Below are 20,538 nucleotides of genomic sequence, written 5' to 3'. Positions count from 1 at the left end.
GCGTTAAGCAAATATGAAGTCACTACTCGACAATGGACAAAGCTGGGTTCTAAATAGAATTGAATACGCTGGCGGGCTGGATATTTTCCTTCAGGAGTTGAAGCGTGGGCCTAAAGCAGATGCCAATATTGACGGCTCAACTATCGAAAATGTATACCCTCTTCTAGCAGATGAGGGCAGCTTAGTAACAAGAGTGACATTCTCAGATATTTTGGCTTGGCAGTGTCTAAATGAGTCTGCAACCACGGACTTCCCGGGAGAGGTGTACAAAAGTTCTGGATTTTTATCTGTTCTTTCTAGTTCAGCTTACTTGAACTATGTCCTTTCCAGCCATGGATGGTATGTTGAAGTGCAAGAGCGGCCTGTACAGCACTACAGAGTCTGGAGCGAGAATGAAATCCTGGACGTCGTAGCGTTCAGTCCTCCAGTAATCGAGCCCGTAAATGCTTAACAAGCAGCGGCAGGACGACAGCCAACGCTACGCACCTTTTGTGTTACTCGCTGGCGCTCAAACATTAACACAAAATGCACTCCGCGCTGGCTGCGCCTGCGCTGGGCGTTATGCATCAATGGAGATAAATTAAGAGTGACAGGGTTAGTGGCAAAGTCAGTCATAGTCGGCTTGTTGGTCGGCGCAATTTGTACTGTATTTTATGGTTTATTAACGGCGTCATCTGAGGGGCGCAATGTGCTAACTGGCGAGCCAATGCAATTAAAGGGAGTTCAGGTCGCCTATGTACACATAATCGAAAATGGCATTGCATCATATTTATATAGTCTGGTACCTGCGTACTTAATATTTTCAATCATTGTTGCAGTGGTTTGCGGTTACTACTTTGGTTGCAGGCAATAATGCATAACAATCGCAAGCAGTATGCTACGGCCCTTCAGGCCTCCGCGGGACGCCCAACGCTATGCACGCTTTGTGCTGGTCGCCATGCTCCCAGTTTCGTACAAAACGTGCATAGCATTGGTCGCCCCTATTGCGGTCGTTAAAAGTATAAAGTCATGAATATGAAAGGAATAATTTGGGGGATTATCAGCTATGTTGTCCTTTGGCTGAGCTTCTCACTGTTTATAAATGTGTATGGTATGCCCATTAACGCAATGGGGGTTCTACTAGCCCTCTGCTCAATTTTGGCAGGTGTCGTAGCTGCAAAGAATAGTAAAATTAAGCCATTTAAGAGTGCGGCTATTTCTGGTTGTGCTGTGGGTATAGCGTTTTCATTGGCTAACTTAATCTTCGGGGATGGACTAAATATCGGTGTAATTTATATCATAATAGAAATTTCGCTTTATTTTGTAGTTGGTGCTGTAGTTTGGTGGGGCGCATCATTTTTAACAAGGCAATGAACTACGCGCGCAAAAGACGCGCGCCGGACGGCCTACGCTATGCGCTTCGCGCATAAACAGCTCCGGCCTCCGGTTATTGCAACGTTAAGTGTCATTATGGACGATAGAGCATTTACAAAATTAATTGAGTATCTTGAGAAAGTTCCAGCGATACATGGTGCCATCGGAAAAGGTTCAGAAGCAGATGGTTGCTGGTGGGTGAAATTCGATATTGATATTCACCATCAATTTGCGTGGCACATCGTCCAGGAGCTTGGTCATGTTTTGAACTACATGTCAGTCAATGAGCGTCTGCCAACATCTTTTTACCCGGTGTCTCCACCACCTTATATGAATGGTGGCCCTGACGAGTTTCTATCTTGGGTAATAGAGTGCCATAACCCAGAATTTAAGCCTGGCACATGTGCTGAGTGGCTTATTGGCCGTTTGCCAAATTCAGTTGAGGACTTAGGGCAATGGGCTACGGAGTAAAACACTTAACGAGGGTAGGCAACATCGTCAGCGCAAAAAGGGCGCTGACTGGACGTCTTACGCTACGCTTCAGCCGCCGTTGCTACTGGCGTTATACGAGAAGAGTATGAACAAAGAAGAAATACAGGGAAATATCAAAGAATATGGATGGCACTTCCTGTTTGTCTTTGATCCAAATGGAGAGTATCAAGACTTTTCATACACCATAGGTTTAGAGGAAAGCTTCGGGCATCCAGAGATTATGATATTTGGCCTCAAGAAAGATTCCGCTCACGCGATTCTTGCTGATATTGTCGAAGACATTAAGTCCGGTGTCAAAATGGAGCCAAACAAAAAACTAGGTAATGTTATTGGTGGTGATTTTAAAGTTATGTTCAAGCCTATTAGTAGCAACGCGTACAAAGAGTATTTAGGTACGGCTGTTAACTACTACGGCAAGCCTTTTAGAGCACAAGTCATGTTTTGGCCAGACAAAGCTAATATTCTACCCACCGAAGAAGGGTGTGAGCTAACTATTCAAAATGAAGCGCTTGCAATCGTATAACAAGGCGATGAATTTCGTTCCGCCCCAATGGGGCTCCACCGGACTGTCACTGCTTCGCAGCGTCAGCCGATTATCGCGGCGTTAAGTGATACAGGGTTAGTCAATGAAATCATTCATCATTAATTTTGTCGGCTTAGTTGGAACTTGGTATATGATTGATCTTACTTCCGAAAACTCGCTTAATTCAGTAGTTGCTCCGTTATTATTTACAGCCTTTCTAATTTCCAGTGTGTTGTGGTTTGTTGTGAAGTTTGGGGTAACTCAGGGCTCTAGCACTGGCGGTTACTTTGGCAGTGGTGATTCTGGTAATTTTGGTGGTGGAGATGGAGGGGGTAGTGATGGTGGGTGTTAAATCACTTAACAAGCGCATGTTGTTCGCCGCTATCGCGGCCGGACGGCTTACGCTACGCTCCAGCCGCCGCAAATGCGAACGTTAAGCATCAGATGAAGCTATGAGCATCGAAAAGGAAGCGAAAGAGTTTAAAGTAAAAACAGGGATAGAACTCCCTATATCTTTAATTGAACTCTACAAAGAAAAAGGAAATGGCGGCTTTGGCCCGGATTATGGCATGCTCGGAATTGTTACCGGTCACAAAACCGACTTAGATGACTCGATCTTAAGTCTATATCAGAGTTTTCGTTCTGATGACCCAGATGATTCAAACTGGGTTTGGCCAACGGAACTAATCCCATTTATCCATGTTGGGTGTGCAATCCACTATTGTATCGACTTTGCGAGCAGAACTAATAGAGTCATTGAATTCGATCCAACAGACTATGATCCAGGGGTAGGTCCCAAAGATCATTTCAAAGAGGTTTGTCCCTCGTTTAAGGAATGGGTAGCAAGCAATGTGTAAATGCTTAACAAGTCAATCAACTTCGCGCCTACGGCGCCGGACAGCTAAAAGCGTGGCTTCGCCACAACGCTGCCGGTTATTGAGGCGTTATGAGCCATCGGTTAGATAATGAAATTCAATCTTATTCCAGCACTCATTTTTGGTTTATTTATTGCGGTACTTAGCCTATATGTTGCTTGGCAGCATAATCCGCAATGTGAGTTTCATTGTGAGGGTACAATTTATTGGGGGGCGTGGCTACAAATAGGCTTGTCTTGGTTTATTGTCGGCTCGCTTTCGGTATACGGTATTATCTGGTTAATTCGAATATTTTATAGATTGGTGCGGAGATCCGGTGACAACTCATAACAATCACAGGCACGCTGCTACGGCCCTTCGGGCCTACGCGGGACGGCCTACGCTACGCTCCAGCCGTCCGTGCTGTGGGCGTTAAAAACTGAAATGAGCTATCGAGAAAAAGCAGAGAAAAGAGGGTGTTATTGCGATGTCTGGGATAGTAAGGAGGCACCAAAATACCTAATAGAGCAAGGCCTGCCAGAAGGGTTCTGTGGAAAGTGTGAGCGATGTGGTGCTAATGGCCATATGTGCCATTATCCAGGTCCGGTCCCCTACACAGGAGCATGGTGCGACGATTGCTATCGGCTTTTAGGTAAAACATGGTTTTTTCGTTTGCCTATGTTTTGGTTGGTACTTATTGGTGTTTTAATTTATGGATTCTTTAAAATTTCAGCGCAGAGTTTTAACTAGGCCAGTCAAGTTCGCCCAGCCGGAGGCTAGGCTGGACAGCCTACGCTTCGCTTCGGTTGCCCTTGCTGGCAACGTTATACCCTCTAAGGAAAGTATGGATAAGAAAGTAAAGATATTTATAGGCGCTTTAGTCATTGGCGCAATTGGCATGTTAAGCATGGTAGCCAACTATCCAAAAATCTATTCACCATATTCATTTACCGTTGTAATACCAACACTGTTTGCCTCCTCACTTGAGTTGCCTAAAGCTGCTATCTATATAATAGGTATTCTTCCGCTGTTAGCTTTATATCTAGTTTGGTCTCTAATCTTTATAAAACCGCCTTTTTCTGTACCTAAGCCAACAATTTTTTTAGCCGGTTTATTCATCATTCTTTCAATAGCGTTCAATGTCAGCAGCTATACATATGGCATTCAATATCAGGGGCAAACTCATACGTTTTTAATGTATGCTTACAATATTATTTACATTGGGTTGTTAGCTCTTGTCCTCAAACTCAATAAAACTGATGCAAGCTTTAACAATAGCTTAGGATTCAACTTAGTATTATTTTCATGGCTAGGCTGGGTGGCTTTCCCTTGGCTAGGTGAGTTAATCTAATGGGTATAACAAGTGGCAGCAATACGCAGCCTACGGCTGCCGGACTCAGCACTACGTGCTTCGCCGTTGTGCCAGGCGTTATACAGCCTGGAAACAATAATGCTTAAACCCGTAAAGCCGTTGAATCAGCGCGAGTTAGAAGCTCTTTCTACAAAGAGGCTTCTCGCTTACCTACGTCGGTTACAGCGGTGTGAGGAATCGATAGAGCTTTCTGATTGGCAAGAAGACAAAGTCTCCCCGTTAGGCGGTATCGTTTTTAAATCTTCAGATGAGTGGAAAACGCAGTACAATCTAGTAAAAGCGGTGCTAGCAAAGAGACCAAATATTGGTTAGACCAATTCATCGGCGCAGGCCATATAACCAGGCCAGGCAAGATCGCCCAGCCGGAGGCTGGGCTGGACAGCCTACGCTCCGCTTCGGCTGCCCTTGCTGGCAACGTTAAGTGATACAGGGATAGTCAATGAAATCATTCATCATTAATTTTGTCGGCTTAGTTGGAACTTGGTATATGATTGATCTTACTTCCGAAAACTCGCTTAATTCAGTAGTTGCTCCGTTATTATTTACAGCCTTTCTAATTTCCAGTGTGTTGTGGTTTGTTGTGAAGTTTGGGGTAACTCAGGGCTCTAGCACTGGCGGTTACTTTGGCAGTGGTGATTCTGGTAATTTTGGTGGTGGAGATGGAGGGGGTAGTGATGGTGGGTGTTAAATCACTTAACAAGCGCATGTTGTTCGCCGCTATCGCGGCCGGACGGCTTACGCTACGCTCCAGCCGCCGCAAATGCGAACGTTATGGGGCTTGAGGCCTGAGATAAATAATGAAAATAATTTTTCTAACCTGTATCCTTTAATTGGTAGGCTGTGGTAAACAAGCTAAAGAACTTACTCCAGAAATGGAGAGTCAGGCTAGGGAAACAATCGAGATATATTTAAATAAGAATCAATTGCCTCTTGAGGGGTTAAAACCGTTTAATTCCTCAGCATCGTCAAAACCAGATTTTGGCTTTTTATATACAGGTGGTGGCCGTTGCATCGAGTTCGTAGTTACATGTCATGGCAGAAGCTGCACAGATTGGGCAAAGTATCCATATGACGAGCACGGTGAAAAATGCCCATAACAAAGCAAGGCAAAATCGCCCTGCGGGCTGGACGCGCTAACGCGCGCCTTTGCTTGCGGCGTTAGCAGTCTTAAGCCATGAGTAAATGTAAAGTATGTAACTGTGATCTAGCCGAAGTGCCAATGTGTTTTGGCAGCGGTTCACCGGCCGGACTTATTGTGCCTCCCGAAGAGTTTGATGGGCGTGCGGCTGAGAACGCAGACCAATGTATCGTCGACGGAGAGCACTATTTTGTGCGTGGCCATATTGAGCTTCCAGTTACTGATAGTGAAGAGGTATTTATCTGGTCGGTTTGGGTGTCCTTAAGTGAGGCAAGCTTTGCACACATGAGTGAGAACTGAGAATCCGAGGGTAGGGAAAACTGTGAGCCATATTTTGGCTGGCTATCAACATCTCTACCATGCTATCCAGATACTCTGCACCTAAAAACTAGCGTTCAGTCTCAAGCCGTTGGCCAAGTTCCGCTAATATCGCTTGAGCCCACAGAGCACCCACTATCACTAGAGCAGCAGTCAGGCATCACAATGGAGCGTGTTCATGAAATCGTTCATCAAGTTATGGCGCACTGATCAACTGCTAACAAGTAAAGGCAGCATCGCCCTTCGGGCTGGACGCGCTAACGCGCGCCGCTGCTTTGGGCGTTATGTTTTAGGAGTAATCGAAGATCATTACCAAATTTCTTAAAATCGTAAGCACTTTGGTTTTGGTTCTAGTAATAGGAGTTGTGCTCATATTTGGGTATGCGTTTAATCCATGGAAAAATGACGATCATGCTATGCGCCAGCAAGTAGAAAAGTACTGCGGTGGATTTGCCACTTACTACACGCAAGAAATGTGGGACGGTACTATCCAAGTGGTCATTCACTCAAGCAAAGTTGGGCCTGAAGCTATCGAGGCAATAAATGGAGAGCTGCCTGTTACAGTTGGCAATGTTCTGGCTTCCGACTTCAGGCAACCAAACCAAGGGTACGGTAAAGGTCTTGTATTAAACGACAACCAGCTTCAGTTCTGCAGTGCAAGCGGTTGTAAAAACATAACAAGCAAAGGCAGCGGATGCGTAAACGCACCGCTGCTTTGAGCGTTATGTATATCTAGAGAGTACCAGATGAGTATTGACTATATTTTCTTACCATCAAAGAAAGCCGCTGATGAAGTTTTAACTCTTGAAGATATAGAAGTTATTGAGGATTATGGCAAAAGTAAGCTTGAAGTATTAGCAAAAAAATTATTCCCAGATTTCAAATTCGAAAATGAACTAGGTAGGAACAGCAGTCGTGATATTTCCTGTGAACTATATGTCACAGAAGGGTCTATTCACACAGGAATGAGCGGTAAAGGGGATATTTGTAGAGAAATTGCACGCGCTGTTGAAATCGCATCTGTACACTATTTAATAGCTATCGATATCCAAACGACTGAGCTCTTAAAACCAGGGGTATCATTTGGTAGTGCGTATTCTTCCTGGTATAAAAAGGTTCTTGCAAATGAAACACGAGATACATAACAAATTTAGGCACAATCGCCTTCGGCTGGACGCGCTTACAGCGCGCCCGTGCTAAAGGCGTTATGGTGCCGGTCGGTATTTTTTTGTTTTTCGAGGTTGCTGAAAATTCAGTGCCACAAAATAGCTTCCAACATTGAGCCTATTTGGCCGGTTGCTATTCAATCAAGTTCGTTCCTAGAGCGTTCGTTCTGGTTAATTAGAAGAGGGTACTCCTGAGTAATCTTATGGAGTGCCAGTAAAATAAAAAAGAGTTGGGGAAAGCGCGGTATTCTTTCCTCGTAAATTTAGGCAGTGACCAGCCAAGCCGTGGCTGGCAAAGTGCTAGTAGTAGGTTCCGAGTGCGTCAGCCATAACCAGGCTAGGCAGGATCGCCCAAGGCCCCTGCGGGGCCCTGGGCTGGACAGCCTGCGCTCCGGTTGCCCCTGCTAGCGGCGTTATGAATCGTAAGGTTCGCGATGGAATGGCCTACAAATGAACAATGTTATGCAGCAATGAAAGAGCTCGCGGAATACTATATGGAAGGCGGGCAGCTGGAATATTGGGAGGTGTCAATAAAGCAGGGAGAGCTTGAAGGCCATTTTCCACCCGGCAAAGGTTTTTTGCATGATCTCGACCAAGCAATCCGAGTTTCATCTAAGCCTGCAATGAAAGACAAATCTGAGTTGTACCAACTAATCTGCACGGTTTGTATTTAGTGGGTCTAATTCATAACAAGGCGAGGCATTTCGTTCCGGCCCTGCGGGCCTCCACCGGACAGCTTACTTTGTGCACTTTATGCGCAGGTCGCTTCGCTCCCATTTTTGCGCATAAAGCGCCCAAAGCAAGCTGCCGCTGCTCGCGGCGTTATGCATTAGAGCCATGAATAAATTAGTTATTTTCCTTGTTTTGTCAGTGATTTCTTTTTCGGCAGTTTCATCTCCTGTTTTTGAGGCACAGTATGAAATTGGCAGGGAGCTTGAACTAGCTATTTCTCCCTCGTTTGCTGATTCAACGGTTTATACCTTGGTAACCTACGATGGTAAGAAAGTTCTCGCTAAAAGGGTTTTTGAAAGTGGCTTCCAAAAATGGAGCGGTGTAAAAAGTGAATCGCACATTGAGCTAAATGAAGAGACGTATAAAAGGTTAATGACTCTTCTAGATGATGCACTTACATTTAAGGTTAAAGATGATGTTCGGCTAGAAGACGGAATCATTTGGGAGTTAGAAACCTCAAGGTATCAATGGCTAGAAGTTCGAATTAGCTCACCCGAGTATGAAACTGAATCTAGGGGCTACAGCGGGCTTCTCGCGCTCGGTGCGTTCGTCCAAGCGCAGTTCCCTTAAAAATGCATAACAATGCAATGCAGCCGACGTCTTACTCTGTGCACTTTTTGCACGGTCGCTGCGCTCCTATTTTCGTGCAAAAAACACACAAAGTAGCCGCGCCTGATTGCGGCGTTAAGGCTCCCTATGAGATTGCGAGGAAATTGGGATATTGATCGTGTTCCAACTAAAAAGGAGCGTATATTTACGATCGTTGTTTCTCTCATTATCTGCACATTTACTGGAACAGTATCTTACTTCGGGGTGCTTATGTTCCTTAATGGAGAAGCTCCACTTTTAAGCTACTCGTTTTTCTATGTAACTTTCCTAATATCCCTTTGGGCGTTGATTCGTGCATGTGTAAGTCGCGCGTCGAAACCTAGTGGGGTTGCAATTATGGCTGTTGGCTCATTCCTATTCTTAAGTGGTGTAGCACTTCTATTTATCCCTTATGGCAATGCTTTTCAGGCATATTTTGTTTTTGTAGGGCTCTTCGGCGGTACCACCATCTTCCTTCAAGGGTTACGTAAGCTAAATGCGCCTTAACAAAGTTATCAAGCATCGCCCGCGAGCGGGCTGGACCTCCACTTCGTTGCTTCGTTTGCGGTTTAACGCTACGCTACCGCAAACAAACCAACTCTGTTCCGGCCGCTTATAACGGCGTTATTGTGGCGGTAATTTTTTAGATGTTTTGTAGTTGCTGCAAGTAACAACCTCTACCTGAACACACTTCACAAGAGAGTTCTCCTGCTAACTGGTACCGCAGTTTCGTTCAAGTACCTTCGTTTTAAGTCAACAAGTTCTGCAAGTTAGCTGCCGCATTGTAGAGTGCCTGTCAGATAGTTAATTGGTGGGGAAAGTATGGTACTTTTCCCTGTAAATTTATCGGGCAGTGGCCAGCCAAAGTTGGCTGGCAGAGAGCGAGTAGGTTGTTCAGTGCGCGCCAGCTATAACCAGGCCAGGCAAGATCGCCCAGCCGGAGACTGGGCTGGACAGCCTACGCTCTGCTTCGGCTGCCCTTGCTGGCAACGTTAGGCATCGAAATGAAGTATGAGCCAATAGATATAAAGTGCCCCGATTGTGGGGCGCTAGCGAAATTCGAAGAGCCATTCGAGTTTCTATCGAAAAATGATGTTCGCCCTGATGAAACCAAGCCGTCACATCAGTGGGGTGGCTGGACGGTGCTCGAAAGGTTTCCTTCTCAAATAAGTTGGAAGGCCCCTTCTACATCAAGTCAGTATCTCAGAGGTGGAGGTGATACGGGCAAAGGTGGTTATCCTCTACTTACAAATGGTTTAGTTCAATGTTTCCACTGCCATTCTAATAGAAAGCACAAATTAAATTGGCCAGCCGATGCTTATTGGCAGTGGGAAGTTAGGGGGCAGTTATTGTGGGCATGGGATAAAGAGCACGCCCAAATAATACTAAATTTTGTTAAAGAAACTGCTAGGCCATCGCGGCGTTCGTACAGCCTAAAGTACATACCGTCACACTTTCTTTCAGCTAAAGTTCGTGATCTAGCAGTTCAAAAAATGGAGCGGAGTGTAAATGCCTAACAAGCACATGTTGTCGGACTGGTTTTCCGCTGCGCTCCAAACCAACCGCAAATACGGGCGTTAGGCTCTAAAACATGAGAGAAATGATGAAATATTTTACAGCCCTTTTGATCGCTATTATCTCGTCCGTATCGCAAGCATCTCAAGATAGTGCTGAATCATTGGCTCTTCGCAAGTCATATCCAATTCAACTTTATATGGGTGCCTGTGTCGTTACTCGTGCTCAGCCTGCCAAAGTAGAAAGCCAAGCTAAAGAAATGAGGTTCACCGAAGCTAAAAGGGAGCTCGCTAACCAATATCTACAAGGCCACAAAGGAAAAGCTTGGGTTTCCAAAAATGAGCATGGCAATTTCGCTATTGCTGCTCAAGATAGAGGGTTGTGTTCAGTCTTTATTCATCAAGGTAGCCCAGAGAAACTTATGGCCAGCATGGAGGCATGGTTACCGCCTGAAGGGTCAGGCTTCAGCTATAAAAAAGAAATCTTTTCTAAATCTGGCCCATTGGAAACCACTTCATACAAGATATTTCGTGGAGCCAAATTAATGGAGCAATGGGTTATAACTCTTTCTACCCAACCCAACTCTAAACTTGTAGCAATAATGTCTTATGATGCATCGCAAGCCTAACAAGTCGGTCAATGAACGCCTGCGGCTGGACTTCCGCACTGCGTGCTCCGGCCCATTACCGAGGCGTTAGCCATAAGGTCGTCTTAGAATGAAGATATTCATAATATTTTTATTGCTGTTTAAAGCTCAGTTGGTGTTCGGTTGCTACTGCGTAGATGCTCCGCTTGAGGAGAGATATTTGGAGTCTGACTATGTTTATCTCGGTCAGGTTCAGTCTTCAACGCTTGGTGAAAATGGCGTAGTCACAAACGAATTAGTTGTATTAGAAAAAATTAAAGGCGTAGCAGATACCAAAACTGTCAAAAATACATTGTTTTCCGAAGATATGTGTGCGTCTTACATGGTGGTAGGATACAAGTATGTAGTTTTTGGGAAAACTGGTTCGATTCCAGAAATTAGTTCCTGTTCAAACACTCGCTCGCTCGGGGATATCGGTAAAGAGGGACTGGCGCAGCTCCAAGAAATGACTAACAATCGCAAGCAGTAAGCTACGGCCCTGCGGGCCTCGGCGGGACGCCCAACGCTATGCACATTTTGTGCGGTCGCTGCGCTCTCAGTTTCGCACAAAATATGCACAGCACCTAACGCCCCAGTTGCGGGCGTTAGGTGCAACCTTAAATCATGACTAGAAGAATATTCTTACTCTTTATAACGATTGCTCTCATGGCTTGCTCAAATACCCCGTATCATGTTGAGCTTGATTCCATTTCTAAAAAAGAGCGAACGGTTACTAAGCATGGCGAGGGAGCTTACTACTTTGTATACACCCGCCATCGATTCACATCTGCGGATGATGCTGACGGCTTTGAGAAGTACTATGCCGACATCGATAGATATATGAATACAAATATGTCACAGCATGGCGGCTGTAAGTATATTAAAGAAACTCTGTCATATTATGATGAAGGTGGAAATGTCAGTGTATTGGTCATCTGCAAAAGCACCTAACAAAACGTGGCAGCAAGGGCGCTGCGCGCCGGGGCAGCGTTATGTTTCTATGATGACCCGAATATTTTTTGTGTTTGTGACGATCAGTGTTTCAGCGTGTGCCATGCAGCACGCGCATCACAATGTCGTGATCGTAAGTGAAGCCCCGGTGGGGTGCAGAAAAGTCCACTGGTATTCGGTAAGAGCTAATTCGGAAAATTCCATATCTGAGAGAGCAAAATCAGACGCGTATAGACGTGGAGCAAATACAATTTACAGTCCGTCAGGTACTGAGGTTGCGTTGCACTCAAAATATCAAATGGAGCAGTATTTTCAGTCATATGTGTGCCCAAAAACATAACAAAGCCGGGCAGTTGGCTCTGGGCCTACGGCCCTTCGCGGGACAGCTTACCTTGTGCACTTATTGCACAGGTCGCTGTGCTCCCATTGTCGCGCAAAATGTGCACAAGGTAAGCTGCCCCTGCCGGCTGCGTTAGGGCAATTGGTGGATAAACGTACTTAAGAGGTTAGAAGAGCTCAGTAATGATGGTAGCTTCTACCTGAAGGCGCTTAATGTGAGCTTTCAACCATCTGAAGTAGAAAGTGATCTTTCTATCTTTAGCTCTCTAGCTAATGAGCTTGAAAGCGAGCATGCAGGTTATGAAAATTTACTATTTGATGTGAATTGGCGTTCGCATTTGATCGCATGTATGTGCCTTATTGTCTCGGAGAATAAGTCGCACCTGGAAGAGCTAAAGAACTGCTTCACAAATGGTAGTATGGTTAGCCCCCAAATTGCTGTTGCAATGGCTCGCCTTCATTTCAGGGAAATGATGGATTTTTTCCCAAGCTATATAAATGGCAGGCATGGGCCGGAATCTTCTGCCCAGATAGGGGCAGCACTAGTACTCTTGCAATCGATGTTCGTACGTGAAATCACGTTCTCAAAATCACAGCTGAACATCGAGCGTTTCTGCTTAGGGCTGTCGGTTGCGCAGCATCATTCTGGGTTTTGGCTTGAGCATAGAGGCAGTGCCCGGGGTTAGCCCTAACAAGTGACTATGGCCCTTTGTCAAATATTTAAACCATTTTCTCATCCCAGTAGGTGTTGTTTTTTACCATCGTATTGAGGATGGTAAGTTGCTTCCTCATACATGCGATAAGGGCTACTTTCTTTGGTTTACCAGCAGCGACCAGGCGCTCATACATTGGCTTTAATTTAGGGTGGCATTGTATTGCTGACATCATAGAAACAAACAAAACCGTGCGTACACGATGTCGCCCACCTCGAATATAACGTTTACCCTGGAAGCTACCGCTATCACGATTCATGGGGGCGATACCCACAAGTGCCGCAATCTCTTTGCGGTTCAACTTGCCCAGCTCAGGAAGTTCGCTCATTAGCTTGCAAGCCAGTACATTACCGACTCCTTTAGCACTTAATAAGAGATCGCGTTTTTGTCGCCACTCGGCAACACTGTTAACAAGTTTATCAAGTTGCTTATCGATCCCTTCTAGCTCTTTCTTGATGGCTTTTAAGATAGCCTGAATGGGCTTGTGAACAGACTTAGGCATTCTCTTGAGACGATTCTTTTGCATTGTGCTCATTTCTAAGCACTGGTTCCTGACCGTCAGCAAATCACTGATATTTCTGAGTTTTTCTGGTTTGATTGATGACAATCTTGGCTTCATTGCTTCACCAAAATGTGCGATATCAATTGCATCCAGCTTATCTGTTTTGGCGAGCCGCCCCGCTGACTTTGCAAAGTTTCTTACTTGCGAAGGATTGCAAACAACTATCGGCAGTCCCGCTTTATTAGCAGCGCAGACGAATTCTAATTCTAGTCTTCCTGTAGACTCGATTAATACTCTTTGAGGTTTAAGCGTTTGTAGTCGTTTGATGGCGTCTTTAATACCTTCTTTGTTATTGGTAACACTAAAGAACTGGCCAGTAGGTCTCACATAAATATCGAGTTGTTTACTGCTGGTATCAATACCGACATTGATCTCTTGAGGTTCCATAAGATAAGCTATCTCCGCCTTGCTATTCGGGCTCGAGGCCCACATGACTATTCGAGTTATGCCTAGTGAGCGTCTGTCACGTTCATACTTGTTATCGGTCGGCGCAGCAGTGAACTGTGACAAACAAGGCCTTCGGTGGCCGCCGAAGGTGGTTCTCAATTTACCCGTTAGCGAAAAGGATTTTCAACATCAGAATCGGACAAAAACAACCATACAAACACTGGCAGGCTGCTCCGACCCATCGGGTTTGCGCGGGACAGTCTACGCTCCGCTTCTGCCAATCCTGCTGTGTGAGTCATGTGTCAATAGCGTCCAGAACATAGAAGAGGCCTCAGAGTTGTCTGAATCCTATAAACTAAGCGAAAAGGAATTCACCGATATGCTGAAAGCTCTGAAGAAGCATGTTGAAACTGATATGGATCAGTGGGAAATATGGAAGCTCGATACCGCTCGAGGGAAAATCTTCATAAACATTTCCCTGGCTTCCGAAGGCGAAGAAGATACCTATATCGATCTAAATCGCCTTTTAAAGTAGTAAGTCATGCTGCTAACCAACAAACACATAACAAATGCAGGCGACATCGTCCCTATGGGGCAGGATCTCCATTTCACAGCTCTGCTGCTACATTGCGGCCGTTACTGCAGGCTTTATAGTTTATGTGGTTGAAAAATATATTTTATGACTACGAACCATAAATTTAAAAAATTGAGTGCTGGCAGGGATTATATTGCTGACAATTATCAAGCACCGCTCAGCTTATCTGGTATAGCAAAGTACTCTAATATGTCCCCTTATCATTTTTTGCGCGCATTCAAAGATACTTTTGGAGAAACACCTAACGAATTCTTGATTCGGCTTAGAGTCGAAAAAGCTAAGAAGATGCTTATTATGGAAAATTTGAGTGTCTCAGAAATTTGCGAGAGAGTGGGTTACATAAGCCTTGGCAGCTTTTCTTCATTGTTTTTAAAACAAACTGGCATGGCACCTACTTTATATCGTCGTAAGCTTTGGGCTTTGTCTACTGAGGCATATTGTTTTCCCTCGCAGGCTATACCGGCATGCTATGCCTATCATTTTTTAGGAAAATTGGCTAGTTGAGCAATATTGGAGAAATATCATCTTGATTGTTTTTATAAAATATAGATGAATTAATAACTGGGAATATATAGATGATTACATCCATAGCGCATGCAACAATATATGTACTTAATCAGGACGAAGCTCTTGATTTTTACAAAAACAAGCTTGGTTTCGAGGTCGGTGATGACATGAAAATGGAAGGAAGTTTCCGATGGCTGACTGTATATCCTAAATCTAATTCACAACTTCAGCTGGTATTGGCAGAGCCAAAAGAGGGGCCGATGTTCACTAAAGACTCTGCCGAAAAAATACGAAGCTTAATCAAAGAAGGTGCATTTGGAGCGGGCGTTTTCGAAACTGAAAATTGCCAAAAAACGTACGAAGAGCTTGTGGCTAAAGGAGTGGAATTTATCCAGCCACCTACAAAGCAGCTTTATGGTGTCGAAGCTATGGGTATAGACAACTCTGGGAACTGGTTTAGTTTGGTTCAACGGAAAAATAAAATATAACGTAAAGTAAGTCAGGGGCACTGCAAGCGGTGCCCTGCTTAAAAAGGGTTTACCACAAAAAGCTTACTCTAGCAATATTTTCGTACTTTTCACTATTTCGTACGCATATGCGAATGCCAATTGACTTAGAGACTATTACGTGACATCAGATAATCTTAATGTGCGCTTGGCTCTAAACAAAAAATAGAAAAGCCACAAATACAATATATAGACGTCAAAAAGTCGAAGTCTTTGAGGTCAAAGATCGCTGGTCAAGAATGTCCAGGTACTATGATGGTGGCGTTGAAGGGTTGTCGGGTGATGTGGCTCGTTGGGTATTTACTAAATATCTCTCTACCAATCGACCTGTGGAAGAAAAATTGGCTAACGTAAATTCGCTCCCTTCGGTCGCCGGATCTCACTATCGCTCGGCCGTTCATGGAGGGTGTTAAATGCCAAAAATGAAGCTTCGTATCGAATACATTACTAGCATAATTTCTATTTTTCTGATTCTTTCTTATCTACTTGGTTACTATGTTTTTTATTACACAGAAATAGGTCTAGTAGATGTTCTTATAATCCCAAGTATGTTTTGGTTCATAGGCTGCATTGCCATTGCACCTATACACTTCATAATATCGGCTTATAGATATTTTCGTAACCTTCCAAATTATAAATATCATGCTTTTTCTGGTACTTTAGTGGTAATTTCTTTTATGGTTTATTGGGGGCTTGTGCAACTTGGTTTTGTTATTACAGTCTAAGCATTTAGCTGGTCAAGGTTACACCACTTCTTTGGGTAAGTCTTACTTGGTCTTGCCCACAAAAAGAGGATGCTCTTATTGTGGGCAAGACCTTTGTCACAATGATAAAGAAACTCAAAGCGTGGCTTAAAGCTAGAGAAGAAGGTAAAAAACTCGAAAGTTGGATCTTTGTTACTTGTGGTAGCGAGTCTATTTGTAGACACATCGCTGCTCCTAGAAAAGAACAGTGGAATGACAAATTTCGATGGTCAGAAATTGAGCGTATTTGTTTTGAAGCCACGGATTACATGTTTTCGGATGATATTCACTTTTTTACCACTGAGAGCCCAGCAAGCTACGTAATACCGACTGAGGCTAAAGGTGGCCAAGCGCTTTGGAATTTGGCTATGCAAAAAGGTCTTTTTGATGCTGGGCTTGCAACTGAAGCCGCTACTTCATTGGGTGGTATGTATTGTTGGCCGGCCCCAAAAAGTTAACAAGTATAGGCACTCGACACCTACGGCGAAGGTGATAAAAGCGTTAACTACAATACTTACCCTGAGGCTCGTTTAATGAAAGTAAAGAGAATAGTTTTAAATATCGAAGCTGCAAATCCAGATAATGCCAAAATATTCTATGAATCTATCTTTGACCTTGATCTTGTTATGGACCATGGCTGGATCAAAACATATAGCTCAGGGGAAGAAATGACCACCCAAATAAGTGTGGCATCTGAAGGTGGCTCGGGGACTGCTGTTCCTGATGTGTCAATTGAGGTTGATGATCTTGATTTGGTGTTAAAGAAAGTAATGGCTGAAAATATTCAAATTGAATACGGGCCAGTATCAGAGCCGTGGGGTGTTCGAAGGTTCTATGTTCGTGACCCGTTTGGAAAGCTTGTTAATGTACTTCAACACATATAACCAATAGTTGCGCGATAACGGATGATTATGGTCTTTATTTGGTTGTCCTACTTCTTCTTTGAACTTGATTTGTCTTTTGACCGGCGCAGTGTTTAATATTGGTTATTCAGTTTCTTGATTGGTAATTAGAAGTTATGTTGCAGAAGTTAAAAGCCTCTTTGGGGATTGGCGCGGCTAAGGTCGATACTGTTCTGGATAGCACTAGCGTATTTCAGGGGGAGCTGATCAGAGGAAGTATCCACATCCGGGGAGGTGATATCGAGCAGGAAGTTGATGCAATCAATTTAAAGCTTTGTACCGAGGTAAAAGTAGAAGATGATAATGGCATTAGCTATATCCATTTTACTTTGGATGACATAAGAATTGTAGAACCATTTACAATTGATGCCGGCAAAAGTATAGAAATTCCCTTTGAGTTCAAGTTAAACGATGAGGCACCAATTACTGCACTTAGGGCCCGCAAGAATGAATGTCGTGTTTGGTTGGAAACGACACTTGATATAGATTTCGCCATTGATCCCAAGGATAGGGACTACCTGGAAGTTAAGCCCCTGCCGGTAGTCCAGTCAATTGTCGCTCTGATTGAAGGCGAGGGTTTTGATCTGGTGAAGGCAGATGTTGAAAAAGGCTATTTGAATGGCGGTTCCTTTTCTTCAAAGTCTGGCTGTTATCAGGAAATAGAATTTAAAGGTGGAGGCTTTTTCGGGGCTAAGGAAGTCGAGCTTTCATTTGTTTTAGATGGAGAAGTGATTCACTGCCTGGCCGAGATTGACCGTAGGTTTGGGGGGTGGGGCGATGAATATCTGTCTTTTTCTCTTGGTATTGATGCCAGTGATAATGAAGTTCAAACTGCGGTTGAGGCAATTCTCTCCCGATGACCTCGCTAGTTATGTCACTTTGGGCGATAGCCTCAGATGATAAATCATGAACAGAATATTGCCGGGTAATAGCCCGGCTATATTTTGGCTCGCTGCTCCTAAAAAAATATCTTACGTCAATTACCCTAAACAGGAGTGATTGTAGTGATTTTACATGTCTCTCTTGGTACGAATAACCTGGAGCAGGCTCGCAGTTTTTATGGCCAGTTAATTAGCTTGCTTGGGGTAAGGAAATTTATGCGTTTGGTAGAGTGGTCTTTGGGGAATTTCCCAACTCCTCTACTAAGTTCGCGCTAACAGTGCCGTTTAATAATGAGTCAGCCAGCTTTGGTAATGACACAATGGTTGTTCTTAAAGCCGAGAATGAAAAGGAATTTGATTTGTGGCTCTGAGCTTGGGTGCTGTGAGCGAAGGTGAGCCCGGTCATAGAGACCCTGGAGCCTTCTATGGTGCTTATTTCCGCGATCTGGATGGGAATAAGGTAGCGATTTTTGCTCAGTGATTTTCCCCGAGTCAAAATATTCTCGGGGAAAAGTACATTTGGTCAATAATTACTGTGTGGCTTCCAGTTCTGCGGCCAAGGTGGTAATTAATTCTGCTGCTGGTAGGGCCCTGCATAGGGGGGAACCCTGGCCAGCCCATTGCACCGCAAAACTATCGCTGCCAGCTGCAGCCGAGGCGTTGGCGAGAGCCTTGCCGGCACTGTAGCAAATGGGGTAATCAGGCCTTGCTGGTGCATTGCGGTTTAGATCCCGGAAAAAACGATTGGCAATACCGCGAGCGGGACGCCCGGAGATATTGGCGGTGATCGCGGTGTTATGAGCTCGCTCACTTTTAAGAGCTGCCCGGAAGTTATCGTCAGCGGCGGATTCTGGGCAAAGAATAAAGGCGGTTCCCATCTGCACAGCGCTGGCGCCGAGGGAGAGGGCTGCGTGTATACCGGCTCCATCCATAATGCCCCCGGCGGCAATAATGGGCAGATTGCTTTGGCTGCAAAGTAGACGGACTAGAGCGAGCGTTCCTATTTCCCGATCTTCTTCTGGATCAAATACCCCTCTATGGCCGCCGGCCTCTATGCCTTGAGCGATCAAGACATCCATTCCTGCGTCTTCAGCAAGCTTCGCTTCTTCGGGGGTAGTGGCAGTGGCGAGCAGGATTATTCCAGAGTCTTTGAGCGCGTTGATGGCGGCTTGCGCGGGCAATCCGAAATGAAAGCTCACCACAGCGGGCTTTTCTTGTACGAGCACTTCCAGGAGTTCGCTGTTCCCAATAAAGCTTGGGTAGGGCTCATGTAACGCTTGAGGTGGCGTTGCATCCAGCTCCGAGAAATAAGGTGCCAGGTGATTGAGCCAGGCGGCTTCACGCTGGGGATCTGCAACTGCCGGTTGATGACAGAAAACATTGACGTTGAAGGGGTGCTCAGTGAGTTCTCGAGTCTGCTGGATTTTTTCAGCGGCTTTCTGCGGGGAGTAGGGGCCGAGGCCGATGGCGCCGAGCCCGCCGGCATTGGAGACTGCGGCGGCAAGCTCTGGGGTGGAAACGCCGGCCATTGGCGCTTGAAAAATGGGGTGGGAAATTCCCAATGTTTGCAGAAAAGATTGCACTGCCCGTTCGCCTCGCTGTTCTTGCTTTAAGGAAACTCTGAAAAAGAGTTTATTGTGTTTCTGCGGCCCTCAAGAATATATTCAGTGGGATTTTAGCCGGCGGCATCTGGGGAGGTTCCCGCGCCGCCTAGTGGTTTCTCAAGGGGCAAGGTATGGGCTCACCATAGGGGAATTCCGGCGCGCTAGCTATAGCGGGCCGGAAGTAATTTTTGGATTGGTGGATATGAATTAGGCCTGAGGCTTAGCTGGGTAATTTTAGAGGTGCAGGTTTAGGCCAATATAGGGGCCTTTAATCTCAACATCGCTCTGCAAGTCATCCAATTCATCCAGGTCCAGGTTCATTACTCGATAGCCGGCCTCAATAGCCAGATCCACAGCGGGTACGAAATCCCAGCGCACTTTTGCAGTGAAATCGGTGAGGGTATCGCCGCGATAAGCGGTGCCATTGCCCTGTGCAATAACAGACCAGCCGCTAAATGGCAGGTCAAAACGCGCCATTCCATAGGCCATTGGCAGGTAGCCTGTTAGCTGGATGGTTTCTGTGCGATCTTCACTGATAGCGGTAAATTCACCGTCGTATCTGCGCGCGGTAATGCCCAGGTCCAGGTTTACCCAGTTGTCCAAAATTTCGTAGTAGAAAGTTGCGTCGGTGTGGGTGAGGTCGAGGTCGGTGTTGATGGTTGAGCCAGTCTGGAAAGTTACATCGTCGAAAGTGACGGTGCTTTGCAGTTCGGCGCTGCCATCGGTATCAATGTTGCTGTGTGCCAGCATGACATTGGGGACCAGCGGAATTGGGTGTTCCAATGCGACTTGAATAAAGGTGATGTGGTCTTCGCTGAGGGAGAGTTTGTCCAGATTATAATCGTCCTTACCAATATTACCGTCGTAATTTGGCAGCCATGCACCGAGGCTGGCATCAAGGCCGAGAATCGTATCAGCGCTGGCGGCACCGCTGCTGAGAAGGGCGCACAGGGCAATAGCAGATTTCTTCATGAGTTTCTCTCCGTGATAAATTTGCCGCGGAGTGTACAGGGTTATTTTTAATGTGTTGCTGTAAGTTGCACATTTTCACAAATTTGTCGGCCGATTAAGCAAGAGTGGCGCTTGCAGTGGAATTTTAATGTCGCAGAAAGAATGGGGCGTTGTGCTATTTAGGGCGGGCGAAGGTGGGCGGAATTTATACGAGACTATGT

General features: G+C 45.3%; 26 protein-coding genes and 1 pseudogene. 24 read left to right on the top strand and 3 right to left on the bottom strand.

What is annotated here, in order from left to right:
- The first annotated feature begins 13 nt into the window (after positions 1-13).
- The 18 genes and pseudogenes from ACJJID_RS11560 (at position 14) to ACJJID_RS11475 (ending at position 12,652) form a co-directional block, all read left to right on the top strand.
- Positions 14-451, top strand: coding sequence for a hypothetical protein (locus ACJJID_RS11560; protein WP_444919626.1), 438 nt, complete (start codon positions 14-16; stop codon positions 449-451).
- A gap of 557 nt (positions 452-1,008) precedes the next feature.
- Entirely contained in the window at positions 1,009-1,353 is a 345-nt protein-coding gene (locus ACJJID_RS11555) for a hypothetical protein (protein WP_444919625.1), read from the top strand.
- Positions 1,354-1,449: 96 nt separating this feature from the next.
- Complete coding sequence (locus tag ACJJID_RS11550; RefSeq protein ID WP_444919624.1) at positions 1,450-1,824, top strand: hypothetical protein; 375 nt, start codon at positions 1,450-1,452, stop codon at positions 1,822-1,824.
- A gap of 106 nt (positions 1,825-1,930) precedes the next feature.
- Positions 1,931-2,368 carry a DUF4262 domain-containing protein gene (locus ACJJID_RS11545; RefSeq protein WP_444919623.1) on the top strand — a complete coding sequence of 146 codons (438 nt, stop codon included), beginning with the start codon at positions 1,931-1,933 and terminating at the stop codon, positions 2,366-2,368.
- Between the two features lie 103 nt (positions 2,369-2,471).
- Positions 2,472-2,720, top strand: a complete 249-nt coding sequence (locus tag ACJJID_RS11540) for a hypothetical protein (RefSeq protein ID WP_444919620.1) — start codon at positions 2,472-2,474, stop codon at positions 2,718-2,720.
- 100 nt (positions 2,721-2,820) lie between these two features.
- Complete coding sequence (locus ACJJID_RS11535; RefSeq protein ID WP_444919622.1) at positions 2,821-3,225, top strand: SMI1/KNR4 family protein; 405 nt, start codon at positions 2,821-2,823, stop codon at positions 3,223-3,225.
- 709 nt (positions 3,226-3,934) lie between these two features.
- Positions 3,935-4,573: a hypothetical protein gene (locus ACJJID_RS11530; protein ID WP_444919621.1), complete on the top strand. Its 639-nt coding sequence runs from the start codon at positions 3,935-3,937 to the stop codon at positions 4,571-4,573.
- A gap of 99 nt (positions 4,574-4,672) precedes the next feature.
- Positions 4,673-4,906 carry a hypothetical protein gene (locus tag ACJJID_RS11525; protein ID WP_226649562.1) on the top strand — a complete coding sequence of 78 codons (234 nt, stop codon included), beginning with the start codon at positions 4,673-4,675 and terminating at the stop codon, positions 4,904-4,906.
- A 127-nt stretch (positions 4,907-5,033) separates the two neighbouring features.
- On the top strand, positions 5,034-5,282 hold the full coding sequence (locus tag ACJJID_RS11520; protein WP_444919620.1) for a hypothetical protein: 249 nt from the start codon (positions 5,034-5,036) through the stop codon (positions 5,280-5,282).
- Between the two features lie 486 nt (positions 5,283-5,768).
- Positions 5,769-6,260: pseudogene (locus ACJJID_RS11515) on the top strand (DUF2199 domain-containing protein).
- Positions 6,261-6,466: 206 nt separating this feature from the next.
- Positions 6,467-6,769 (top strand): hypothetical protein, encoded by a 303-nt coding sequence (locus ACJJID_RS11510; protein ID WP_444919619.1) that lies wholly within the window; start codon positions 6,467-6,469, stop codon positions 6,767-6,769.
- Between the two features lie 27 nt (positions 6,770-6,796).
- Positions 6,797-7,195: a hypothetical protein gene (locus tag ACJJID_RS11505; RefSeq protein ID WP_444919618.1), complete on the top strand. Its 399-nt coding sequence runs from the start codon at positions 6,797-6,799 to the stop codon at positions 7,193-7,195.
- 858 nt (positions 7,196-8,053) lie between these two features.
- A complete protein-coding gene (locus ACJJID_RS11500) occupies positions 8,054-8,518 on the top strand; it encodes a hypothetical protein (RefSeq protein ID WP_444919617.1) in 465 nt (154 codons plus the stop codon).
- A 126-nt stretch (positions 8,519-8,644) separates the two neighbouring features.
- Positions 8,645-9,043 (top strand): hypothetical protein, encoded by a 399-nt coding sequence (locus ACJJID_RS11495; RefSeq protein ID WP_444919616.1) that lies wholly within the window; start codon positions 8,645-8,647, stop codon positions 9,041-9,043.
- Positions 9,044-10,127: 1,084 nt separating this feature from the next.
- Positions 10,128-10,679, top strand: coding sequence for an NMCC_0638 family (lipo)protein (locus ACJJID_RS11490; protein ID WP_444919615.1), 552 nt, complete (start codon positions 10,128-10,130; stop codon positions 10,677-10,679).
- Positions 10,680-10,767: 88 nt separating this feature from the next.
- Positions 10,768-11,166 (top strand): hypothetical protein, encoded by a 399-nt coding sequence (locus tag ACJJID_RS11485; protein ID WP_444919614.1) that lies wholly within the window; start codon positions 10,768-10,770, stop codon positions 11,164-11,166.
- 134 nt (positions 11,167-11,300) lie between these two features.
- On the top strand, positions 11,301-11,627 hold the full coding sequence (locus tag ACJJID_RS11480) for a hypothetical protein (RefSeq protein WP_444919613.1): 327 nt from the start codon (positions 11,301-11,303) through the stop codon (positions 11,625-11,627).
- A 554-nt stretch (positions 11,628-12,181) separates the two neighbouring features.
- Positions 12,182-12,652, top strand: coding sequence for a hypothetical protein (locus ACJJID_RS11475; protein WP_444919612.1), 471 nt, complete (start codon positions 12,182-12,184; stop codon positions 12,650-12,652).
- A gap of 34 nt (positions 12,653-12,686) precedes the next feature.
- Here ACJJID_RS11475 and ACJJID_RS11470 read toward each other — a convergent pair whose 3' ends face one another.
- The gene (locus tag ACJJID_RS11470) at positions 12,687-13,628 is read right to left on the bottom strand and encodes an IS110 family transposase (RefSeq protein ID WP_444919611.1); all 942 of its coding nucleotides are present in this window, start codon (positions 13,626-13,628) and stop codon (positions 12,687-12,689) included.
- A gap of 43 nt (positions 13,629-13,671) precedes the next feature.
- On the opposite strand from ACJJID_RS11470, the gene ACJJID_RS11465 reads away from it, so the two are divergent.
- The 6 genes from ACJJID_RS11465 to ACJJID_RS11440 all read left to right on the top strand — a co-directional run bounded on the left by ACJJID_RS11465 (position 13,672) and on the right by ACJJID_RS11440 (position 17,741).
- Entirely contained in the window at positions 13,672-14,163 is a 492-nt protein-coding gene (locus tag ACJJID_RS11465; RefSeq protein WP_444919610.1) for a hypothetical protein, read from the top strand.
- Positions 14,164-14,307: 144 nt separating this feature from the next.
- Complete coding sequence (locus ACJJID_RS11460) at positions 14,308-14,727, top strand: helix-turn-helix domain-containing protein (RefSeq protein ID WP_444919609.1); 420 nt, start codon at positions 14,308-14,310, stop codon at positions 14,725-14,727.
- Positions 14,728-14,798: 71 nt separating this feature from the next.
- On the top strand, positions 14,799-15,218 hold the full coding sequence (locus ACJJID_RS11455) for a VOC family protein (protein ID WP_444919608.1): 420 nt from the start codon (positions 14,799-14,801) through the stop codon (positions 15,216-15,218).
- A gap of 823 nt (positions 15,219-16,041) precedes the next feature.
- The gene (locus ACJJID_RS11450; RefSeq protein ID WP_444919607.1) at positions 16,042-16,437 is read left to right on the top strand and encodes a hypothetical protein; all 396 of its coding nucleotides are present in this window, start codon (positions 16,042-16,044) and stop codon (positions 16,435-16,437) included.
- A 75-nt stretch (positions 16,438-16,512) separates the two neighbouring features.
- A complete protein-coding gene (locus tag ACJJID_RS11445) occupies positions 16,513-16,863 on the top strand; it encodes a VOC family protein (protein WP_444919606.1) in 351 nt (116 codons plus the stop codon).
- Between the two features lie 134 nt (positions 16,864-16,997).
- Positions 16,998-17,741: a sporulation protein gene (locus ACJJID_RS11440; RefSeq protein WP_444919605.1), complete on the top strand. Its 744-nt coding sequence runs from the start codon at positions 16,998-17,000 to the stop codon at positions 17,739-17,741.
- Between the two features lie 551 nt (positions 17,742-18,292).
- On the opposite strand, the gene ACJJID_RS11435 is transcribed toward ACJJID_RS11440, so the two are convergent.
- On the bottom strand, positions 18,293-19,345 hold the full coding sequence (locus ACJJID_RS11435; protein WP_444919604.1) for an NAD(P)H-dependent flavin oxidoreductase: 1,053 nt from the start codon (positions 19,343-19,345) through the stop codon (positions 18,293-18,295).
- A gap of 255 nt (positions 19,346-19,600) precedes the next feature.
- Positions 19,601-20,338, bottom strand: a complete 738-nt coding sequence (locus tag ACJJID_RS11430; protein WP_152454358.1) for a TIGR04219 family outer membrane beta-barrel protein — start codon at positions 20,336-20,338, stop codon at positions 19,601-19,603.
- Between the last annotated feature and the right edge of the window lie 200 nt (positions 20,339-20,538).

The organism is Microbulbifer sp. CnH-101-G (assembly GCF_052466775.1).
The sequence above is the reverse complement of the archived record's forward strand: the minus strand, read 5'-3'. Positions and strand labels throughout refer to the sequence as shown.